Source organism: Streptomyces sp. CBMA123 (assembly GCF_014596465.1).
Classification (GTDB): Bacteria; Actinomycetota; Actinomycetes; order Streptomycetales; family Streptomycetaceae; genus Kitasatospora.
This window is the reverse complement of record NZ_MECK01000408.1, coordinates 1-3,110: the sequence shown is the minus strand read 5'-3', so window position 1 is coordinate 3,110 and position 3,110 is coordinate 1. Positions and strand designations below refer to the sequence as shown.

General features: G+C 74.3%; 2 protein-coding genes. Both read right to left on the bottom strand.

From position 1 onward, the window contains the following. A partial coding sequence (locus tag BG452_RS32035) for a condensation domain-containing protein (RefSeq protein WP_223243027.1) occupies positions 1-1,645 on the bottom strand: 1,645 nt, incomplete at its 3' end. 15 nt (positions 1,646-1,660) lie between these two features. After that, on the bottom strand, positions 1,661-3,110 hold a 1,450-nt coding region (locus BG452_RS32030; protein ID WP_188307859.1), incomplete at its 5' end, for a lantibiotic dehydratase.

The following is a 3,110-nucleotide window of genomic DNA, read 5'->3' as shown; positions in this document are numbered from 1 at the left end:
CCGGCTCCTCGACGGCGATCCGCTCCGGCGCGGTGCGGGCCCGCTCGGCGAAGGCCTCGGCGATGCCGCCCCGCCAGTCGGCCGCCAGCGGGCGGGCCGGGTCGGGCAGCACCGCGCGGGCCCGGTCGGTGACCAGGCTGTACGCCGAGACGGGCCGGTCGGGGTCGGCGGCGATCTGCTCGACCAGGGCGACGTACTGCTCCAGCAGCTGTCCGGCCCGCTCCTCCGTGAAGAGGTCGGCGTTGTGGACGAGGGTGAGGTCGCGGCCGTCGAGGCCGGCGTAGAGGGTCAGGTCGAACTTGGCGCCGGCGTCCGGGACGTGCAGGAACCGGGCGCTCAGGCCGGGCAGTTCGAGCCGCTGCTCGGCGAACGGGACCATGTTGAAGAAGACCTGGAAGACCGGGGTGCGGTCGAGTCGCCGCTTGGGCTGGAGGTCGATCAGGATCCGCTCGAACGGCAGGTCGCGGTCGGCGTAGGCGTCGTAGGCGGTGTCCCGCACCTGGCCGAGCAGGTCGCGGAAGGCCGGGTCGCCGGAGAGGTCGGTGCGCAGCGCCAGGGTGTTGACGAAGAAGCCGACCAGCGGCTCGATCTCGGACCGGGTGCGGCCGGCCTCGGGGATGCCCACGATCAGGTCGTCCTGGCCGCTGAGGCGGTGCAGCAGCACCTTGAAGGCGGCCAGCATGACGGTGAAGCGGGTGGCCCCGGTCTGCTGGGCGAGGCGGTTCAGGGCGTCGGCCGTCGCGGCCGGGACGCTCCGCTCGGCCCGGCCGGCCCGGAAGGTGCGCACGGCGGGCCGGGGGAAGTCCAGCGGCAGGTTGAGGTCGGGCAGTTCGCCGGCGAGCCGGGTGCGCCAGCGGTCCAGCTGGGCGGCGCAGGCGTCGCTCTCCAGCCACTCGGCGTGCCAGGCGGCGTAGTCGCCGTACTGGACCGGCAGGGCCGGCAGCTCGGCGGGGCGGCCTTCGGTCAGCGCCCGGTAGTGGGCGGCGAGTTCGTCGGCGAGGACGGACACCGACCAGCCGTCGGCGACGATGTGGTGCAGGGTGAGCAGCAGGACGTGCTCGTCGTCGTCGGTGCGCAGCAGGGTGGTGCGCAGCAGCGGGTCCGCGGCGAGGTCGAACGGGGCGGCGGCCTCGGCCTCGGAGCGGCGGGCGACCTCGGCGGCGCGCTCGGGCTCGGGCAGTTCGCGCAGGTCGAACTGGACCAGGGGGATGTGCCGTTCGGCGTCGACCCGCTGGCGGGGGCGGCCGCCGTGGTCCTCGAAGGAGGTGCGCAGCACCTCGTGCCGGGCGGCGATCAGGTTGACGGCCCGCTCCAGCAGGGCGGCGTCGAGCGCGCCGGTCAGCCGGACGGCCGCGGGCATGTGGTACGAGGGGTTGCCGGGCTCCATCCGGTCGAGCAGCCACAGCCGTTCCTGGACCGGCGAGGCCGGCAGGGTGGCGTCGGGGCGGCGCGGCACCGGCCGCGGTCCGTCGGTGGCGGTGCCCGCGGACAGCAAGGCGATCAGCTCACCCTTGTGCGCGGTGAGCTCGGCGCGCAGTCCGTCGGGGAGTCCCGCGCCGGGGGCGCTGTAGCGCAGTCTTCCGTCCTCCACCCGCAGGTGGATGTCCTGCTCACGCAGGCGGGCCAGCAGATCGATCAGCGACATGGTGCGTCGCACTCCTTACTTGTCCACCGCGATGACGCGGAACTCGCTGGTGTAGCTGGATCCCTGACGGTCTTTCAGCCAGGTCTGCTCGCTGGTCGGGAGCATCTCGCCGACCGAGATGGTCAGCCGGCCGTCCGACTGTCCGGGGGCGCCGCGGACGACGTGGGCGAAGGCGTTGACGAACAGCGGGCTGTCCAGGTCGACGTAGAACGGCTTGCTCTCGTGGGCGGCCTTGACGAAGACGAACCGGGGGATGCCGTGCTCGCGGGCCCAGGCACGGGCGGCGGTGAACCGGGCCGCCTCGTCCTTCTCCCGGGCGAAGGCGAGTTCGGCAGGGTCGAAGCGCCAGGACTCGCGGGCGACCACCAGCCGGTCGACGGTCACCCGGGGGGTGTGCCGGCGGGCGGGCATCGGCTGGAAGCGGCTGGTCACCTTGAACCCGATCGCCTCGGCGAGGAGTTCGACCAGGTCGAGTTCGATGCCGTCCGTGCCGTCGGTGCCGGTGCGGGCCACCACCGTGCCGTCGCGCAGTCCGATCCGGACCTCGGCGGCGTTCAGCGCGCGGGGGTGGCCGGTGAGCCAGGAGCCCTCGTCGCCGAGCAGCAGCCGGTGGTCCCGGTCGGTGAACAGCCGGATGGTGGTGCGGGTGGAGTAGAACCACTCCTTGGGCAGCACCGGCTGGACCCTCGGCGCCGTCATGTCGGCCAGGGTGGCCCGTTCCAGCGCCTGCGGGTCCGGGTGCTGGTCGACGAAGAGCAGGTTGCGCAGGGTGTTGACGCCGACGTGCAGTTCGCCCATCACCAGCTGGTAGTCGCCGGCGGAGACCGCCTCCGGGCTCGCGGCCGCGATCATCACGTCGGGCGCCTGGTAGCGGGCGCCCGGCCAGCCGGGGGCGTCGGCCGCGAAGGCCCGGTCGACCAGCGGGCGCAGCTGCTCGGTGGTGAGGTCGACGCGGCGTCCTTCGAGCGGGCCGAGCACGGTGCTCCAGCGGTCCTGGAGTTCGGTGACGGCCTGGTCGACGATCCGCTGGTCGGGGCCGAGCAGGGCGGTCTGCAGCCGGGCCCAGAGGTCGGTGAGGCGGGGTTCGGTGTCCGGGCGTTCGGCGACCATCCGGTCGTAGCCGCGCCGGAACTCCTCCCGGTAGGCCTGCGCGACCCGGGCGGTCAGCCAGCGGGCGGAGTCCAGCATCAGGGAGAGCGGGCCGCCCAGTTCGGCGAGCAGTTCGGGGCCGACCTCGACCCGGCCGTCGCGCCGGCAGTCCTCGTAGACCAGGGTGCGGGCGCCGTAGGTCTCGCCGTGGGCGCGGGTGGCGGCGGTGCCGGTCAGCTCGGTGAAGACGGACTCCAGGTCGGCCAGCGCCCGGTCCAGCTCGTCGGGCTGCCCGGCGGCGGCCGCCACCCGGTCGCGGGCGTCGGTGAGCCGGCCGAGCCGCGCCAGGGCGTCGGCGCGCAGCGCCGGGTCGCCG